The sequence below is a fragment of the Paratractidigestivibacter sp. genome (genome assembly GCF_052362415.1).
Lineage (GTDB): Bacteria > Actinomycetota > Coriobacteriia > Coriobacteriales > Atopobiaceae > Paratractidigestivibacter.
Genome location: NZ_DAWEMK010000013.1, coordinates 1833 through 17509, shown reverse-complemented (window position 1 = coordinate 17509; position 15677 = coordinate 1833). Strand labels below are relative to the sequence as shown.

The 15677-nt window shown below is 68.1% G+C and carries 12 protein-coding genes; 8 read left to right on the top strand and 4 right to left on the bottom strand.

Translation table 11 applies throughout. The annotated features are described in order from the left end of the window. The first annotated feature begins 788 nt into the window (after positions 1–788). Positions 789–1949: a hypothetical protein gene (locus tag ACT84W_RS02550; RefSeq protein ID WP_444328106.1), complete on the top strand. Its 1161-nt coding sequence runs from the start codon at positions 789–791 to the stop codon at positions 1947–1949. 217 nt (positions 1950–2166) lie between these two features. Here the strand turns inward: ACT84W_RS02550 and ACT84W_RS02545 are convergent, their stop codons facing one another. Together ACT84W_RS02545 and ACT84W_RS02540 are read right to left on the bottom strand one after the other, a co-directional pair. Continuing rightward, positions 2167–3000, bottom strand: a complete 834-nt coding sequence (locus ACT84W_RS02545) for a gluconate 5-dehydrogenase (protein WP_444328105.1) — start codon at positions 2998–3000, stop codon at positions 2167–2169. Between the two features lie 437 nt (positions 3001–3437). Further along, the gene (locus tag ACT84W_RS02540; protein ID WP_444328104.1) at positions 3438–4526 is read right to left on the bottom strand and encodes a LacI family DNA-binding transcriptional regulator; all 1089 of its coding nucleotides are present in this window, start codon (positions 4524–4526) and stop codon (positions 3438–3440) included. Positions 4527–4676: 150 nt separating this feature from the next. Here ACT84W_RS02540 and ACT84W_RS02535 point away from each other — a divergent pair, with 150 nt between their 5' ends. The 3 genes from ACT84W_RS02535 to ACT84W_RS02525 all read left to right on the top strand — a co-directional run bounded on the left by ACT84W_RS02535 (position 4677) and on the right by ACT84W_RS02525 (position 7776). Beyond that, positions 4677–5714, top strand: coding sequence for a sugar kinase (locus ACT84W_RS02535; RefSeq protein WP_417575669.1), 1038 nt, complete (start codon positions 4677–4679; stop codon positions 5712–5714). Positions 5715–5801: 87 nt separating this feature from the next. Beyond that, complete coding sequence (eda, locus tag ACT84W_RS02530; protein ID WP_444328103.1) at positions 5802–6443, top strand: bifunctional 4-hydroxy-2-oxoglutarate aldolase/2-dehydro-3-deoxy-phosphogluconate aldolase; 642 nt, start codon at positions 5802–5804, stop codon at positions 6441–6443. A 112-nt stretch (positions 6444–6555) separates the two neighbouring features. Next, positions 6556–7776, top strand: coding sequence for an FAD-dependent oxidoreductase (locus ACT84W_RS02525; RefSeq protein WP_444328102.1), 1221 nt, complete (start codon positions 6556–6558; stop codon positions 7774–7776). 135 nt (positions 7777–7911) lie between these two features. On the opposite strand, the gene ACT84W_RS02520 is transcribed toward ACT84W_RS02525, so the two are convergent. Then, positions 7912–8373, bottom strand: a complete 462-nt coding sequence (locus tag ACT84W_RS02520; protein WP_417575666.1) for a YhcH/YjgK/YiaL family protein — start codon at positions 8371–8373, stop codon at positions 7912–7914. Between the two features lie 76 nt (positions 8374–8449). After that, a complete protein-coding gene (locus ACT84W_RS02515) occupies positions 8450–9523 on the bottom strand; it encodes an MBL fold metallo-hydrolase (RefSeq protein ID WP_432290177.1) in 1074 nt (357 codons plus the stop codon). Between the two features lie 173 nt (positions 9524–9696). Between ACT84W_RS02515 and ACT84W_RS02510 the strand changes: the two genes are divergently transcribed. The 4 genes from ACT84W_RS02510 to uvrA form a co-directional block, all read left to right on the top strand. Next, positions 9697–10593 (top strand): Mrp/NBP35 family ATP-binding protein, encoded by an 897-nt coding sequence (locus ACT84W_RS02510; RefSeq protein WP_417575664.1) that lies wholly within the window; start codon positions 9697–9699, stop codon positions 10591–10593. A 4-nt stretch (positions 10594–10597) separates the two neighbouring features. Continuing rightward, complete coding sequence (locus ACT84W_RS02505; protein WP_444328101.1) at positions 10598–11806, top strand: NAD(P)/FAD-dependent oxidoreductase; 1209 nt, start codon at positions 10598–10600, stop codon at positions 11804–11806. Next, positions 11800–13458 (top strand): NAD(P)/FAD-dependent oxidoreductase, encoded by a 1659-nt coding sequence (locus ACT84W_RS02500; protein WP_444328100.1) that lies wholly within the window; start codon positions 11800–11802, stop codon positions 13456–13458. The genes ACT84W_RS02505 and ACT84W_RS02500 overlap by 7 nt, the downstream gene beginning before the upstream one ends. A 56-nt stretch (positions 13459–13514) precedes the next feature. Next, the coding region (gene uvrA, locus ACT84W_RS02495) for an excinuclease ABC subunit UvrA (protein WP_444328099.1) at positions 13515–15677 on the top strand (2163 nt) is incomplete at its 3' end.

Sequence of the window (15677 nt, the reverse complement as noted above, 5' to 3'; positions counted from 1 at the left end):
TCGTGAAGGCCTTCGGGCCCGATGTCGACCTCTCGGCGGTGAGCAGGGTCTTCTCCGGTCTCGGCCTCGGGGACGACTCGGGTGCCTCCGATGACTCGCCCTCCGGCTCCACCGGCCCGACCGATATACTTTGATAGACTTCGCATCTACCAGGGAGAACGCGGCTCTCGTTTCCTTCTTGGCACCCGAATGCAACCGTATACCGTAATCGGCGCAATCGACGATCCCCCCTCGAGGGGCGTAGCAACTGCCGCTGCCATGGCACTATGCGTGGCGAGCAATTTCGCTGCGGCACGGCGCGTGACAAATAACGCCGCTGTGGCACGGGGAGTGGCGAGAAACGCCGCTGTGGCACGCATACCTGTGCCACAGCGCCCATTTCTGTCACGCCCTGTGCCACAGCGCCCATTTCTGTTACGCGGCGCGGTGCCCAGTCCTTCCGTGGCGTATTTCGCAGCGCCGTTTTCGTCACGTCGGTGTTTGCCGCCTGGGCCCGCGACCCTCCGGTCGCGGTTGGTAAACGCGTCGACGATCGGTTTCGCACAGTGTCTTCTCTGCTTGTGGCGAGCGGTGGCACTTTCTTGGGTGGACGGTAAGCGGGCGGGTCGTCGGCTGGCTCCGGTGCGCTGCGATGCAGTCTTTCCAATGCGGCGCGCGGCCTCTGTACCTGCGAGAACACATTTTGGCGGAAGAAACCCGCAAGATAGCGGAAAGCCGTCGGTAAAATTCGAAAATTAATATTCTCCATGACCTTAACCAATACGATCGCATAACGCTACGCTGGGGCAATGGAGCTTCTGCTTACACATAACACCGCATTAGAGGCGTACCGCACCATTGGGCTGCGTGAACGTCTTTCGGAGGCGAGGCCTTGTTTCGACGCAGTGCCGCGCGGGGCCCCTTCCCTTGAGCGCGTCTCCGAGCTGGCGGGCATTCTTTCTCGATATGGATTCGAGCCGACTCGTATGGAAGCGCTCATCGGCGACGTCGCGTGCAGGCGCAGGTGGCCGCATCTGACCACCAGGATTTGCAAGAAGGAGCTGCCCGCCAAAAGCATCGCCCTGCTGGAAGGCAGCATCGCTTGCGTCTGCCCCGAGCATCTTGCGGTTCAGATGGCGCCGCTGCTCACTGAGCTGGAGCTCCAGGTGTTGCTCTGCGAGCTGCTTGGTGTATACGCCGTTTCGCCGGCGGTCCCCGGGGGGATGCTGCAGGTTGGCGAGCCCCTTATGACCAAGGAATCCCTGCAAAAACATCTAGAGGAGCTTGGGAGCTTCGATGGCGTCGGTCTTGTGCGCCGAGCTCTTCCGGGGGTGGCGGAGGGGCTGGCCTCGCCGATGGAGACGCGCCTTTATTTGCGATTGACTCTCCCGTTGCGTTGTGGAGGCTTTGGACTGACGGTCGATGCCGTGAATCAGCCGATTGACGTCGCAATTCTAGGAAAGAAGGGCTCGCGCAAGTCCAGGAGGCCGGACTTTATCTTCAAAAGGTGCGACGACGCCGAAAATAAAGCGAGTGCTATTTGCTCTGGGGGCTCGTTCTTTTCAACTTCCGGCGGCCCTCGTTTTGTGGCACTTGAGTATAACGGCGGAGGTCACCTGACGAGGGATCGTCAAGCGGAGGACGAGCGCAGAACCAACGAGATTCTGGCATACGGTGGCATTGAGTACCAGCTCAATAAAGATCTTTACGACGATTTGCCCTACATGGAAGACCTTGTGGAGGCGATATCCAAAGATACTGGTCGGAGGACATATCGAACAAGCGCAAAGAGGAAAGAGAAGCATCGCGCGCTGAGGCTCGCGCTCAAAGAGGAGCTCGATCGAATCGACGGCATCGAGTGGGGCGGTCGCGGCAGGGCGGACTATCGGAAGGCTGCGCTCAGCAAGCTCGCAGAGCTTGGCGTCGCCCGCGATGACGACCTTGTGCCGGTGGATGCGTATGGGGTGTAGGGGGCTTCTTTTCAGGCGGGGCGTGGCGAGAAACGCCGCTGTGGCGCGAATGGACGTGCCACAGCGGCGATTTTTGTAGCGCGATGTGCCACAGCGGCGATTTCTGCAACACGGAGTGCCACAGCGGCGATTTCTGCAACACGGAGTGCCACGGAGGCGTTTTTTCGCATCACTCCCGTCGCGTGCCCCAGCACCGCCCCGCATCGCCGGGCCCTTCTTACTGCGGCTGCTTGCCGATGTAGGCGAGGATACCTCCGTCGACGTAGAGGATGTGCCCGTTGACGAAGTTCGACGCGTCGCTGGCAAGAAACACCGCCGGCCCCTTGAGGTCTTCGGGCGTGCCCCAGCGGGCTGCGGGCGTCTTGCTCACGATGAACGCGTCGAAGGGGTGGCGGCTTCCGTCGGTCTGGTGCTCGCGTAGCGGCGCGGTCTGCGGCGTGGCGATGTAGCCTGGCCCGATGCCGTTGCACTGGATGTTTGCCTCGCCGAACTCGGAGCAGATGTTTTTGGTGAGCATCTTGAGCCCGCCCTTGGCGGCCGCGTAGCCCGCGATGGTCTCGCGCCCGAGCTCGCTCATCATGGAACAGACGTTGATGATCTTGCCGTGGCCCTTCTCGATCATGCCGGGGATGCAGGCCTTGCTCACGATGAACGGCGCGTTGAGGTCGGTATCGACGACGCGGCGGAAATCGGCGGCGCTCGTCTGGAGCATCGGCGTGCGCTGGATGACGCCGGCGTTGTTCACGAGGACGTCGGGCGTGGTTCCGAAATCGGACTCGATCCGCCCGATGAGCTCGGACACGGCCTCTTCGTCGGTGACGTCGCAGACGTAGCCGCGCGCATCGAGCCCCGCCGCGCGGTAGTGCTCCTGCGCCTCGGCGACCTTGTCCGCATGACGCGCGTTGAAGGCGATCCGCGCGCCCGCCTCGCCGAGCGCCTCGGCGATGGCCATGCCGATGCCGTAGGTCGCGCCGGTGACGAGGGCTAGCTTCCCGTCGAGACGGAAGCTGTTCATGCTGAAGCCGGCCGCGCCGGCGTTGTCCTTTGTCATTGATTGTCCGATCTGTTGACGGTTCCCGCGTGGGGGGCGACCCATCGAAGCATAGGCCATCGGGCCGAAAAACAGCAAAGGCCGCCGGGCCCGCGGTTTTGGTTGGGAGGTACTGGCAAGAGACTGCATGGCGTTCGTCTCGCGTCAGCCGCGGGCCTCCGGCGGCAAAGGGAAAACCGTGAATCGAGGTTGTCGCATCCGTCGGTTCAGGCTCTGGAAAGTATCCTAGCCGATTAATAAATGTCCAATCAAGCTAAGGCATTATGTCTGCACAAAACCACTACTTTTAATTTGTAAAACAGCAGCTAGCTTAATGATATTAGTTAAGGAAGTATGAACAACGGCATAGTTGTGGCTTCGGGCTAACTTGTAACCCAGCATCGGAGCCTGGGAAGAAGCCCGCGGCTCAGTTTCCATTGTGTCGACGGCGCCGGGCCTTAGACCGGCCGTCGAGCAGTCGACGCGCGGCGGATGATTCTTCCGGGCACCTCGATCCGCCGGGCGGGCCCGCGGTCGCCGTCGATCCGCGCCATCGCCTGGCCGAAGACCGCCCGCGCGATGGCGCCCACGTCCTGGGCCGCCGTGGTGACGCCGCCCATGAGCATGCGGTTCCACGCGTACTCGTCGAAGGTCGTCAGACGGACGCGCCTCTCGGCGTCCTCGCCGAGCCCGGGGTTCGCGGCCTGCAGCGCCTCGATGAGCTGCAGGAACACGACACCGTTGACGGCCATGAGGCCAAGCTCCCCGCGTCGCTCGCCGTCGTCGCGGCCCTTGTCGCCAACGTTGCCCCCATCGCAGCCGGCACCGCCGCCCACGAGCGAGCCGATCTGTGCCGCGGCCTTCTGGACGTCGTCCTCGAGCGCGACGACCTCCCCCTCGACGCCGACCGCGGCCACGTCGTCCGAGAAGCTCGCTGCGCGCTCGCGCCGGATGGAGCTCGCGATGCCGCTCTGCGTCAGGAGCACGATCTTCTTGCACCCGCACCCCACGAGCTCGCCGACGAGGCCGTTGACGAGTTCGGCGTTGTTCGAGGTCACGATGTCGAGCTTGCGGTCGACGCGCGCGAGGCCGCCGTCGAGGTCGCGGTCCAGCAAGACGACCGGGGCCTTGCGGCTCGCCTCGATGAGCGCCTCGTCGTTGCCGCCGCAGGTGTTGACCACGAGCGCGTCCGCCCCGGCGGAGAGCAGGCGCTCGACGGCTGCCGCCTCGGAGGCGGGGCCGTTGCCCGAGACGGCGGTCATGAGGGAGTAGCCCGCGCCCTCCGCCTCGCGCGAGAGCGCCTCGAGCATCGCGGAGGAGTAGGGGTTGGCGATGTCCGCGAACACGACGCCGAGCAGCTGCGAGCGGTCGGTGCGCAGGCTCCGCGCCGCGGCGAGCGGCCGGTACCCGGTACGCTCGACGACCTCGGCGATGCGCGCGCGGGTATCTTCCGTCATGGCGCCCGGGGTGTTGTTGAGGTAGCGGGACACGGTGGCGGCGCTCACGCCCGCCTGTTCCGCTATGTCCTTGATGCGCACGCGGGCCATTTCCGCCTCCGTCCCCGTGTTTTTATCCGCCGAATCCAGAATCACGTTGCGATTCCCGCTTCAGTGGAGTATACAATACAAATCGAAGTTACGTAATCGATTTCGTAAATCGATTACACAAAGGTAGATGACTACCCGGTTGGAGGAAGAATGGACCAGAACACGCTCGTGCTCACCTTCGGCGAGATCATGCTCCGCCTCAGCCCGCCCGACAACCTGCGCATCGAGCAGGCAACGTCCTTCGACGCCCGCTACGGCGGCGCGGAGGCGAATACCGCTCTTTCGCTCGCGTACCAGGGCGACAACGCGGCCTACGTCTCGGTCGTGCCCGCCAACCGCATCGGTGACTGTGCCCTGCGCGGCCTGCGCGGCTACGGCGTCGACACCTCGCGCGTCGTGCGCTCCGGCGACCGCCTGGGCACGTATTACTTCGAGCTCGGCGCCTCGCAGCGCTCCAACGGCTGCGTCTACGACCGCAAGTACTCCGCCATCAACATGGCGAGCCACGACGAGCTCGACTGGGACTCCATCCTCGGGGGCGTCGGCGTCTTTTACTTCAGCGGCGTCACGCCGGCCATCTCCGACGAGATGGCGCTCGCCTGCAAGCAGGCCCTCGCGGCCGCCCGCGAGCGCGGCATCGTCACCGTCTGCGATGTCAACTACCGCGGCAAGATGTGGTCGCCGGCCAAGTCCCAGCAGGTCATGGCCGAGCTCCTGTCCCTCGTCGACATCGTCATCGCCAACGACGAGGACGCGCCCGCCGGCCTCGGCATCACTTGCGTCTCCGGCTCGCTGAGCAACGGCATCGAGGAGCGCGACTCCTACGTCGAGATGGCCCGCCAGATCTGCGCGACCTACGGCTGCAAGAAGGTCGCCAGCGTCGTGCGCGACATCCAGAGCGTTGAGCGCTCGCAGTGGATGGGCGTGCTCTACGACGCCGAGACCGACGCACACTGGTTCAGCGGCGCCCATGACGTGCACGTGCTCGAGGGCGTGGGCGGCGGCGACGCCTTCAACGCCGGCCTGCTCCACGCGCTGCTCCACGGCTATGAGCCGCAGCGCGCCATCGACTACGCCATCGCGGCCTCTGTGCTCAAGCTGACCGTCCGCGGCGACGCGAACCTCGTGACCGAGGCCGAGATCGCCGGCGTCGCGGTCTCCGGCGGCGGCACCCGCGTCTCCCGCTAGCGCGCAGCTGGCCCTAACCGGCCCCGTACTTCTTTGAAAATAAACCCGCAGGCCCAGCGGCCGGCGGCAAACCGAGAGGAACACATCATGTTCGAGGATTTCTACCAGAAGCTCCACGACCTCGCCGTCGTCCCCGTCGTCGTCCTGGACAAGGTCGAGGACGCCGTCCCCATGGCCCGCGCGCTCGTCGCCGGCGGCATGCCCTCCGCTGAGGTCACCTTCCGCACCGCCTGCGCCGCCGAGTGCATCAAGGCCATGCACGACGAGGTCCCCGAGATCAACGTGGGCGCCGGCACCGTCCTCACCGTCGAGCAGGTCGACGAGGCCGTCGCCGCGGGCGCCGGCTTCATCGTGAGCCCGGGCTTCGACGCCGATGTCGTCAAGCGCTGCATCGAGCTCAACGTCCCCGCGCTGCCCGGCACCGTGACCCCCTCCGAGGTCACCGCCGCCCGCAAGCTCGGCCTCACCGTCACGAAGTTCTTCCCGGCCGCGCAGTACGGCGGACTCAACACCATCAAGGCCCTGTGCGCCCCGTTCGTCGGCCACCGCTTCATGCCGACCGGCGGCGTGAGCACCGCGAACGTCGAGGAGTACCTGAGCTCGCCGTGCATCGTCGCCTGCGGCGGCACCTGGATGGTCAAGCCCGCACTCTTTGCCGACGGCGACTTCTCGAAGGTCACCGAGGCCTGCCGCGGCGCCATGGAGGTCGTGGCCAAGATCCGCGCCTAGCGCGAGCCGATGCCGCCGGGCTCGCCCGGCGCGATAGCGATGCCTGTCTGATCCGGCGGGCGCGGCGAGGGGCCGCGCCCGTCTTTTTTCACCGCGAGGAGAGGAAGAAAGAATGGCGATCCACATCGTCGAGGAGGCCAACCGCTGCCTAGGGTGCAAGCGGCCGCTCTGCCAGCTCAAGGGCTGCCCCGTCCATACGCCGATTCCGCAGGTCATCGACCTGTTCAAGCAAAGGAAGCTCGACGAGGCGGGCGCGCTCCTGTTCGAGAACAACCCCATGAGCGCCGTCTGCTCGATCGTGTGCAACCACTCGAATCAGTGCGAGGGCGCGTGCGTCCAGGGCCACAAGGGCGCGCCGATCCACTTCTCGAGCATCGAGAGCTTCATCAGCTCGGCCTACCTCGAGCGCGCCCGCTTCGAGCAGGCGGAGAGTTGCGGCAAGTCCGTCGCCGTCATCGGCTCCGGCCCCGCCGGCATCACGGCCGCCATCAAGCTCGCCCAGCGCGGCTGCGACGTCACCGTGTTCGAGCAGCGCGAGCAGATCGGCGGCGTCCTCGAGTACGGCATCCCCGAGTTCCGCCTGCCGAAGACGCTCGTCCAGAAGTACCGCAAGGTCATGTGCGATCTCGGCGTGCACGTGCGCCCCTCGACCACCATCGGCGGCGCGCTGCACATCGACGACCTGCTGCGCGACGGCTACGACGCCGTGTTCGTGGGCACGGGCACCTGGCGCGCCCGCAAGCTCGGCATCCCCGGCGAGACCCGCGGAAACGTCGCGTTCGGCATCGACTACCTGGTCAACCCTTCCTCGGTGCACATCGGCGACGAGGTTGCCGTCATCGGCGTGGGCAACGTCGCCATGGACGTCGCCCGCCAGGCGCTGCGCCACGGCGCGCGCAAGGTCACGCTCTACGCGCGCAGCAAGCACGTCTCTGCGAGCTCCGACGAGGTCGAGTACGCCGAGCTCGAGGGCGCCGAGATCGCCTACGGCAAGGCCATCTGCGCCATCGACGAGAACGGCCCGGTATTCCGCACGGCGATCTTCGACGAGGACGACAAGGTCACGGGCTACGAGGAGCAGCTCGACCACGTCCACGCCGACACCGTGATCATCGCCGCGTCGCAGCAGCCCAAAAACAAGCTTGTGCTGACCACCGACGGGCTGTGCGCGAATGACCGCGGCCTGCTCGAGGTTGGGGAGGACGGCCAGACGACCGTGCCCGGAGTCTTTGCCGCCGGCGACGTCGTCGTAGGGCCGCTCACCGTCGTCCACGCCGTCGCGGGGGCGAAGGTCGCCGTCGCGGGCATGCTCGCGTACCTCGGGCTGGAGTAGCGCAGGGACAAGGGGGACGCCCCAACTGCCAACCCAACTGCCGAGATCAAAAAAGAAGCCGGTGCCTGGTCGGGCGTCGGCTTCTTTTTGCCGTCTATGCAAGCCGGAGGCCTGAGCCGCGGCTTTTCGGAGGGGCTAGTCGACGAGGACCTTGACGCAGACCTTCTTGAGCTTGGCGGGGCCCGCCTCGGCGCAGCAGCCCGGCTTGTGCGCGTCGCAGGGAGGGGTGACCACGAGGTCGCCCTCGTGGAGCTCGACCCAGGCCTCGCGGGGCGCGTTGACGTAGAGGCCGAAGTCGTCCTTGCGGTTGAACTCGCCGAGGGGCTCGAGCTCGCGGACCGGCGCCGTCGCTAGGCGCTCGACGCCGCTGATGACGAAGTGGACGTCGGCATAGCGGCGATGCGCCTCGAAGGGCTTCTCGGCGGCGGGCACGGTCTCGAACTCCATCACGTTCGCGTAGATCGCGTCGCCGTCGATGTCGTGGCGGCCGCACTCGATGTCTGCGAGGCCGTCGCGGCCGAGGAACTCCAGCACCTTGGCCATGCGATCTGCGGGGATGACGCTCTGGGAGTAGTCGGAAAGCGAAGAGAAGAGCATGGGGCCTCCTTGGTCCGCCGGGGCGCCGCCCCGGGCTTCTTTGTCGGGGCGGGGCTTGGGGGCCACGTCCCCTGCATTACTCGGGATAATACCGCGCGACGCCGCCGGCATCCGGGACTCGGCGAACGGAGCCCAGCTCAACGAGGTGGTCGAGGTGCGCCGCGCTCTCGGCGCAGATGAACCAGCGGGTCAGCGGCGCCACGGCGTCGAGGCCGCCTGCGCCCACGGCGCGCCAACCGAGGTCGCAGACGAGCTCGCGGCCGCTGCGCCCGGGCGACCGGCGCACTGCCTCGAGCGCGCGGGAGCCGCGGCGCTCGTGGTGGGCGATGTTGGCGGCCGCCCGGTCGGCGAGGCTCCCTTCTTGGCGGCCGTGGCCGAGGAAGGCGCGCTCGATGCCGAGGCCGGAGAGCGTGCGGAGGGTCCCCAGCTGCAGGCCGAGGCTGTCGGGCACCCCGCGCCAGAAGCAGATGAAGGTCGAGCAGGCGAAGAGCAGCGCGTCGCCGGTGAACGCCATCGAGCGCTCAGGCAGCCACAGCGCGCAGTGGCCCGGCGTGTGGCCGGGCGTCGGCAGGACCTCGAAGCCCCAGCGCCCGCAGGCTATGCGGTCGTGCGGCCGGACCGCCTCGGCCTCGAAGCCATCGAGCGTGAAGTCCGCCCGGCGGGTCCAGATCGTGCGCGCGAGCTTCTCCGCGACGACCGGGTCGGACCCCTCCGCGACGAGCCGGCCCGCCATGAACCGCAGGTAGTCGGGGGAGGAGAAGGCCCGGAGGTCGGCCAAGGCCTGCTCGCTCATGAGGATGCGCGCGCCGGCGGAGGCGAGCTCGCGGGCGAGCCCCGCGTGGTCGTCGTGCGAGTGGGTGATGAAGACGGTCGCGCGCGCCGGGTCCACGCCGAGCCGCGCGAGCGCGCGCATGAGGCGGGTGTCGTTGTAGTCGTCCCAGGTCCCGGTGTCGACGATGAGCGCCTCGTCGCCGTCGCGGACCACATGGACGTTCACGTCGGGCAGGAAGGTGCGGTCCATGCGAAGCTCGACGCGCCAGACCTCGGGCTCCTCGCAGACGAGCGAGCAAGCGAAGCCGTCGGAGTCGAGCGTGAAGCTCCGGGCGTCGCCGACGGGCCCGTTGACACGCGTGTCCCGCTCACTCGGCATGGCGGTGCTCCTCTCTGTTGATCGGTCTTCTGGGCCGCGGGATTCGCCCGCGGGTTTTGCGCGGCAGGCTTTTTGGCGCCCGCCCGCGCCCAAGGAAGCCCATTATCCGCCTTGCGACGCGCGCTCAGCGGGTAGAATCAAAGGTCGCAGCACTTTGAACGAGAAAGGTAACCATGGACGAAGCAGAGAAGCAGCGTATCCGCGAGGAGTTCGAGTCCTCTCGCCAGAAGGGCCACGAGGAGGGCCAGCAGGCAGCCGAGCAGGCGGGCCCGCAGGTGGAGCCCCTCGCCGAGGGCAGCTCCATCAAGCACGTGATCGGCGTCGTCTCGGGCAAGGGCGGCGTGGGCAAGTCGCTCGTCACGGGCATCCTCGCCACCGAGCTCGCCCGCCGCGGCGCCAAGGTCGGCATCTTGGACGCCGACGTGACCGGCCCCTCCATCCCAAAGATGTTCGGCCTCGCCGGGGCCCACGCCTACGCGCAGGACAACCTGCTCGTGCCGCAGGAGTCCCGCGGCGGCATCAAGATCATGAGCGCGAACCTCGTCCTCGAGCACGAGACCGACCCCGTGCTTTGGCGCGGCCCCGTGGTCGCGGGCGCGATCAAGCAGTTCTGGGGCCAGACCGCGTGGGGCGAGCTCGACTTCCTGCTGGTGGACATGCCCCCGGGAACCTCCGACGTGGCCCTCACCGTCTTCCAGAGCCTGCCCGTCGAGGGCGTCGTCATCGTGAGCTCGCCGCAGGACCTCGTCCAGATGGTCGTGGGCAAGGCCGTGAACATGGCGAACATGATGGGCGTGCCCGTGCTCGGCCTCGTGGAGAACATGGCCTACGTGACCTGCCCCGACTGCGGGAAAAAGATCTACCCCTACGGCCCCTCCCGCCTCGAGGAGACCGCGAAGGCATTCGGCCTCGTGGAGCTCGGGCAGCTCGGCATCGACCCGGCGCTCGCCGAGGCGTGCGACCGCGGCGATTTCGAGGAGGCGCTGCCCAAGGGCACGCTGCCGCAGATGACCGAGACCGTCGTCCAGGTGGCGGAGTTCACCGAGTTCCTGAGCAACGAGGGCCTTTAGCCCCGTGGCCTCGGCGTCGAAAAAGAAGCCCTCCCGCGCCCAGCGCAAAGAAGCCCTCGCCGCGGCCGCGGCGGCGGTGAAGGTCCCCGAGCGCTGCGACGTCGCCGTCATCGGCGGCGGCGCGGCCGGGCTCGTCGCCGCGACGGTCGCCGCCGAGGCGGGGGCCTCCGTGGTCGTCTACGAGCGTGAGCTCGAGTGCGGGCGGACCATCCTCGCCACGGGCAACGGCCGCTGCAACTTCGCGAACGAGGACCTGGACGCCGAGCGCTACAACGACCCGGCCTTCGTGCGCGCCGTGTGTGGGGACGGGCATGCGTGGCTCTCCGACGTGCTGGGTTTCTGGCGCGGCTGCGGCCTCGCGTGGACGAGCGAGGGCGGCCGGCTCTACCCGGCGTCGCTGCAGGCCGCGAGCGTGCGAAACGTGCTCCTCGAGCGCTGTCGCCGCGCCGGCGTCGTCCTCGCCTGCGGGCGCGAAGTCGATGCGGCAAGTGGGGCGGGGCCGATCGCCGCTTCTTCTCCTGAGGATGCGGCGGGTAGCTCCGTCCCCCGTGCCGCATCCGTGGTGGCGGCGACGGGCGGCGCGGGCGAGCCGGTGCTCTGCCCGATCGCCGCGCATCCCGCGGACGGGGACGTCCCGCTCGCGGAGCTCGACGGTCGCCGCGCCCGCGTGCAAGCCGAGCTTCTGCGAGGCGGCGAGATCGTCTTTGCCGAGGCGGGCGAGGTGCTCTTCCGCCCGTGGGGGCTTTCGGGCATCGTGATGTTCGACTTCTCGCGCCGCGTGCGCGCAGGCGACGTCGTCCGGCTCGACCTCACCTGCGGCATTCCTAAGGCCGAGCTCGTGCGCCTCGTGCCCGACGGTGTGCTCGACCCGCGCATCGCCCGCGCGCTCGGCGGAGGGCACCGCGCGCTTGAGCGGGCACGTGCGCTCGACTTCGTCGTCGAGGGACTTGCCGAGACAAATAAAGCGCAGGTCAAACGCGGCGGCCTGCCGACATCCGACTTCGATGCATCCACGCTCGCGTCGCGCACCTGCCCGGGCTTCTTTGCGTGCGGGGAGGCGCTCGACATCGACGCTGACTGCGGGGGGTTCAACCTGGCATGGGCGTGGAAGAGCGGCATGGTCGCCGGCGCGGCGGCCGCCCGCGCCGCGCTCTCGGCCCGCGGGGCGCTTCCGGGCAAGGACCACACGAACAATGGGGGCAACGAATGCTAGAGCTCTCCGGCATCAGAATCCGGCTTCGGCAACTCGACGGCACCGACGGCTGCGAGCTCGGCATGCTGCGCCGCGCCGTCGCGAAGAAGCTCCGCGCCCCCGCTCGCGAGCTCGCGTCCCTCGAGCGCCGCCGGCGCTCCATCGACGCGCGCAAGAAGAACGACATCGTTCTCATCTTCACCCTCCACGTTCGCCTCAAGGGCGGCGAGGACGCCGAGCGCGAAGCGCTGGCCAGGCTCGCCGCCGCGCACGCGGAGAAGGGCGTGAAGCTCGTGGACGAGGCCCCCTTTGGCTTCCCCGAGCCCGTCCGCAACGCGCCCGAACAGCGCGTCGTCGTGGTCGGCGCAGGGTGCGGGGGTCTCTTTTGCGCGCTCTCGCTCGCGCGCGCGGGCCTCGCGCCCCTGCTCGTCGAGCGCGGCGACGACGCGACCCGGCGCGGCAAGGTCGTCGCTGAGCACAACGCGACGGGTGTCCTCGACCCCGAGAGCAACATCCAGTTCGGCGTCGGCGGCGCGGGCACGTTCTCGGACGGCAAGCTCCAGACCGGCACGAAGAGCCCCGCGCACCGGCTGATCCTCCAGACCTTCGTCGTCGCCGGGGCCCAGCCGCAGATCCTCTGGGACGCGAAGCCCCATGTGGGAAGCGACGTCCTGCCCGGCGTCGTCACGAGCATCCTGCGCCGGATCGAGGACGCCGGCGGGGAGGTGCGCACCCGTTGCCGCATGAGCGACCTCGAGGTCGCGGGCGGCGCGGTCCGTTCGGTCACGCTGACGTCGCGCGGTGTGGACGGGGCCGTGCGCGAGGAGCGCGTGGAGACGTCGGCCGTGGTCCTGGCCTGCGGACACTCGGCCCGCGACGTCTTTGAGCTTCTGCGCGAGCGCGGCGTCGCCATGGAGCGCAAGACCTTCGCCATGGGCGTGCGCATCGAGCACCTGCAGGCGGACATCGACCGCGCGCTCTACGGGCCCGCGGCGGGAAGCCCCGCCCTGGGCGCCGCGCCGTACAAGCTCTCCGAGCACCTGCCGAGCGGCCGCTCCGCGTTCAGCTTCTGCATGTGCCCCGGCGGCTACGTGGTCTCGGCGGCGTCCGAGCCCGGCGGCGTGGTCACCAATGGCATGAGCCTCTCGGACCGCGCGGGCGCTAACGCGAACTCGGGCCTGCTCGCGAACGTCTTTCCCGATGATTTGCCGGGCGACGACGTGCTCGCGGGCGTGGCGCTGCAGCGCGAGTGCGAGCGCGCGGCCTTCGCGGCGGGAGGCGGCGCATACGTGGCCCCGGCCCAGCTCGTGGGGGACTTCCTGCGCAGCCAGGCGTCGAGCGGCGCCGGCGGCGTCGCTCCGACCTACCCGCGCGGCGTCGCGTGGGGCAGCATCGACGGCTGCCTGCCACCCTACATCGTCGAGACCCTGCGCGCGGCGATTCCCCGCATGGGCCGTCACCTGCGCGGCTTCGATGCCGACGACGCCGTGCTCACCGGGGTCGAGACCCGCTCGAGCTCGCCGGTCCGCGTGACCCGCGGCGAGGACGGACAGAGCGTGAGCACCCGCGGCCTGTGGCCGGTGGGCGAGGGTGCGGGCTATGCCGGCGGCATCATGTCCGCGGCGACCGACGGCATCCTGGCCGCGGCCAAGCTCGTCGAGGCGCTCGGGTAAATTACGAACAGGCGTGCTATAATCCATCGCCATATAGCATCGTTCGGGGGAGCATCATGGCCCAGGAATCCATCGTCATCCGCGGAGCTCGCGAGCACAACCTACAGAACGTCGACATCGACATCCCGCGCGACAAGCTCGTCGTCATCACGGGGCTTTCCGGCTCGGGCAAGTCGAGCCTTGCCTTCGACACCATCTACGCCGAGGGCCAGCGCCGCTACGTCGAGTCCCTTTCCAGCTATGCGCGCCAGTTTCTGGGCCAGATGGACAAGCCCGACCTCGACTCCATCGACGGCCTCAGCCCCGCCGTCTCCATTGACCAGAAGACCACGTCCCGCAACCCCCGCTCCACCGTGGGCACCGTGACCGAGATCTACGATTACCTGCGCCTGCTCTATGCGCGCGTGGGCACCCCGCACTGCCCCGAGTGCGGCCGCGTGATCGAGCGCCAGACCACCGACCAGGTGGCGGACAAGGTCCTCGCGCACGCGCAGGGCCGACGCGCCCTCGTGCTCGCGCCGGTGGTCTTCGGGCGCAAGGGCGAGTACGCGAAGCTCTTCGAGGACCTCAAGCGCGAGGGCTTCAGCCGCGTCCGCGTGGACGGCGAGGTCCGCGAGCTCGACGAGGACATCAAGCTCGAGAAGAACATCAAGCACACCATCGAGGTCGTCGTCGACCGCATCGTGGTGCGCGAGAACTCGCTCGGGCGCATCGCCGAGGGCGTGGAACAGGCCACCAAGCTCGCGCAGGGCAAGGTGTGGTTCTGGCTTCTTCCCGACCGTGACGACCCGGAGCGCATGCCGGGCGAGCTGCTCCAGTACTCGCTCGCGCTCGCCTGCCCGGAGCACGGCCACTCCATGGACGACCTGCAGCCGCGCGACTTCTCGTTCAACGCTCCGTACGGCGCCTGCCCCGACTGCGACGGCCTGGGCTTCCGCAAGATCGTGGACGCCGCGGCTCTGATCGAGGACCCGTCCCTGTCCGTTGCGGGCGGCGTCTTCGGCAGCCTCTTCGGCAACTCGAACTACTGGCCGCAGATCCTCTCCGCGGCGTGCAAGCACATCGGCGTGTCCGACCAGACCCCTTGGCGCGATCTGCCGAAGAAAGCCCGCGAGACCCTGCTCGGCGGCCTGGGGGACAAGAAGATCAAGGTCGAGTACCACACGCGCGATGGGCGCGACACGAGCTGGTTCACCACCTTCCCGGGCGTGCGCAAGGTGCTCTTCGACAAGTACCAGGAGACCACGTCCGAGACCATGCGCACCCACCTCGAGAAGTACATCCGCGAGGTCCCGTGCGACACATGCCACGGCGCGCGCCTGAAGCCCGAGATCCTGGCCGTGACGGTGGGCGGCAAGTCGATCAACGAGGTCTGCGACCTCTCGTGCAAGGACTCGCTCGCGTTCTTCGAGTCGCTCGAGCTCGACGACCGGCAGCGCTTCATCGCCGGCCCCGTGGTCAAGGAGGTCGTGGCGCGCCTGCGCTTCCTCGTCAACGTCGGCCTCGACTACCTCACGCTCTCGCGCGCGGCGGCGACGCTCTCCGGCGGCGAGGCGCAGCGCATCCGCCTGGCCACCCAGATCGGCGCGGGCCTCATGGGCGTGCTCTACATCCTCGACGAGCCCTCCATCGGCCTGCACCAGCGCGACAACGATCGCCTGATCGACACCCTCAAGCGCCTGCGAGACCAGGGCAACACCGTGATCGTGGTCGAGCACGACGAGGACACCATCCGCGCCGCCGACTACGTCATCGACATGGGCCCCGGTGCCGGCGAGCTCGGCGGGCACGTCGTCGCCGCGGGCACGCCCGAGCAGATCGCGGCCTCGCCCGACTCCATCACCGGAGCCTACCTCACCGGCCGCAAGCAGATCGCGCTGCCGGCCAAGCGCCGCAACCCCCGCCGCGGCGCCATAAAGATCACGGGCGCCTGCGCGAACAACCTCAAGAACGTGAGCGCCAAGGTTGAGCTCGGCACGCTCACCGTGGTCACGGGCGTCTCGGGCTCCGGCAAGTCGTCGCTCGTCACGGACACGCTGGCACCGGCGCTCACCAACGCCGTGCACCGCTCCAAGCGCCCCGTCGGCCCGTACAAGAAGCTCGAGGGCATCGAGCTCATCGACAAAGTCATCGACATCGACCAGAGCCCCATCGGCCGCACCCCGCGCTCCAACCCCGCGACCTACATCGGCCTGTGGGACGACCTGCGCGCGCTCTAT

Excerpts from the sequence above, each read along its gene's own strand:
- ACT84W_RS02550 (WP_444328106.1), top strand. The coding sequence starts at position 789 with ATGGAGCTTCTGCTTACACATAACACCGCATTAGAGGCGTACCGCACC.
- ACT84W_RS02545 (WP_444328105.1), bottom strand. The coding sequence starts at position 3,000 with ATGACAAAGGACAACGCCGGCGCGGCCGGCTTCAGCATGAACAGCTTC.
- ACT84W_RS02540 (WP_444328104.1), bottom strand. The coding sequence starts at position 4,526 with ATGGCCCGCGTGCGCATCAAGGACATAGCGGAACAGGCGGGCGTGAGC.
- ACT84W_RS02535 (WP_417575669.1), top strand. The coding sequence starts at position 4,677 with ATGGACCAGAACACGCTCGTGCTCACCTTCGGCGAGATCATGCTCCGC.
- eda (WP_444328103.1), top strand. The coding sequence starts at position 5,802 with ATGTTCGAGGATTTCTACCAGAAGCTCCACGACCTCGCCGTCGTCCCC.
- ACT84W_RS02525 (WP_444328102.1), top strand. The coding sequence starts at position 6,556 with ATGGCGATCCACATCGTCGAGGAGGCCAACCGCTGCCTAGGGTGCAAG.
- ACT84W_RS02520 (WP_417575666.1), bottom strand. The coding sequence starts at position 8,373 with ATGCTCTTCTCTTCGCTTTCCGACTACTCCCAGAGCGTCATCCCCGCA.
- ACT84W_RS02515 (WP_432290177.1), bottom strand. The coding sequence starts at position 9,523 with ATGCCGAGTGAGCGGGACACGCGTGTCAACGGGCCCGTCGGCGACGCC.
- ACT84W_RS02510 (WP_417575664.1), top strand. The coding sequence starts at position 9,697 with ATGGACGAAGCAGAGAAGCAGCGTATCCGCGAGGAGTTCGAGTCCTCT.
- ACT84W_RS02500 (WP_444328100.1), top strand. The coding sequence starts at position 11,800 with ATGCTAGAGCTCTCCGGCATCAGAATCCGGCTTCGGCAACTCGACGGC.